Source organism: Micromonospora foliorum, from assembly GCF_022229015.1.
In the GTDB taxonomy this organism is placed as follows: Bacteria; Actinomycetota; Actinomycetes; order Mycobacteriales; family Micromonosporaceae; genus Micromonospora; species Micromonospora foliorum.
The window spans coordinates 1-1,439 of sequence record NZ_JAKKFF010000559.1; the positions used below are offsets into that span (position 1 = coordinate 1).

3 protein-coding genes are annotated in these 1,439 nt (G+C 73.0%); 1 reads left to right on the plus strand and 2 read right to left on the minus strand.

Annotated elements, in window-relative coordinates; translation table 11 throughout:
* Both PSH25_RS30740 and PSH25_RS30745 read right to left on the minus strand, forming a co-directional pair.
* The coding region (locus PSH25_RS30740; RefSeq protein WP_238662389.1) for a DEAD/DEAH box helicase at window positions 1-497 on the minus strand (497 nt) is incomplete at its 3' end.
* Between the two features lie 353 nt (window positions 498-850).
* Entirely contained in the window at window positions 851-1,207 is a 357-nt protein-coding gene (locus PSH25_RS30745; RefSeq protein ID WP_238662387.1) for a hypothetical protein, read from the minus strand.
* On the opposite strand from PSH25_RS30745, the gene PSH25_RS30750 reads away from it, so the two are divergent.
* On the plus strand, window positions 1,200-1,439 hold a 240-nt coding region (locus PSH25_RS30750; protein WP_238662388.1), incomplete at its 3' end, for a hypothetical protein. The genes PSH25_RS30745 and PSH25_RS30750 overlap by 8 nt on opposite strands.

Here is a 1,439-nt window from a genome sequence, read left to right on the forward strand (position 1 = left end):
GGCAGGAAGCCCATGTCGGCCATCTGGTCGGCCTCGTCGAGCACCGTGACCTCGACGTCGTCGAGCTGGCAGATGCCCCGCTCGATGAGGTCGCCGAGCCGGCCCGGGGTGGCCACGATGATCTCCACGCCGCGACGCAGCGCGTCGATCTGACGGTCGTACGGAACGCCGCCGACGGCGGTCTTGAGGAAGATGCCGACGGACTTGCCCAGCGGCATCAGGGCGTCGTTGACCTGCATGGCCAGCTCGCGGGTGGGCACCAGGACCAGGGCGCGCGGACGCATCGGCCGGGCTCGGTTGCGGGTGGCCAGCCGGGCGATCATCGGCAGCCCGAAGGCGAGCGTCTTGCCCGAACCGGTCTGCCCACGGCCCAGCACGTCGCGGCCGGCGAGCGCGTCCGGAACGGTGGCCCGCTGGATCTCGAACGGGCTGGTGATGCCCTGCTGGGCCAGCGCGCGGACCAGCGGGTCGGGTAGGCCGAGGGCGGCGAAGCTGATCGGCTCGGCGGTCTCGGTCGGCTCGGCCTGCGCGGTTGCTACCGGCGCGGTGCCGGCCTCGCTCGGAGCGACGTCGAGCTGCTCCCGGGCGGTGTCGGCCGCCGGGACTGAGTTGAAAACGGACGTAACGGTGCTGGGGTCAGCAGAGGTGGTCAACAAAAACCTTTCGAGCGGGGCGCATCTTCGCGATGGCCTGCCGCGGCTGTACCGCCGGATCGCCCGCAAGATCGCCCAGGGGCGCACACCACGCGCGCCGGGTCAGTGATCTCGCCCAGTGTACGGCGGTCTGGCGAAGCCGCCAGCCGGTTGACCGACGGTAGTGGGCGGACTCACCATCGCCGCCGCTCGCTGGCTCACCCGTTGAGCACCTTGCCCACCAGACCGTCCAGAGCGTCGCCGGCCAGCAGGACGACCATGACACTGATCGCTACCAGCAGCCCCAGAGCGGCGGCCAGGACGATCATCACCCGGGTGTTTTTGGACCGTTCGGCCGGCGTGTCCGCCCAGCCCTGGGCCAGGATGTGCCCGGTCAGCGAGCCGGAGGTCTCCACCGCGTTGGCGGGTATCGCGATGGTGGTGAAGCCGGCCCCCTCGCCGTTGCCGTAGACGGTGCCGGCCAGGTCGGAGCCGCCGTCGCGCCGCCCACCACGGGCGCCGGCCGCGTCCCGTCCGGGGGAACCAGCCGGTGGGCTGCTCGACGGCGTGGTCATTCGGGAGTTTCCGGTGCTGTTCCGGGTCGACGAAGGCGCCCCATCGGTGGACGGTGGCCAGCTCGGCAGCGCCGGCGCGGGCACCACCGGCGGCGCGGAGGCAGCCGCCCCGGTCCAACCGGCACCGGACGTCGGGCGGGTCGCCCCAGCGGTGGACGGCCACCCGGCCGGCGGTGCGGAGACCGACGCGCTGGCGCGTACGCCGGGCGTGTCGGTCATCGCCGGCGGCGGC

Excerpts from the sequence above, each read along its gene's own strand:
- PSH25_RS30745 (WP_238662387.1), bottom strand. The coding sequence starts at position 1,207 with ATGACCACGCCGTCGAGCAGCCCACCGGCTGGTTCCCCCGGACGGGAC.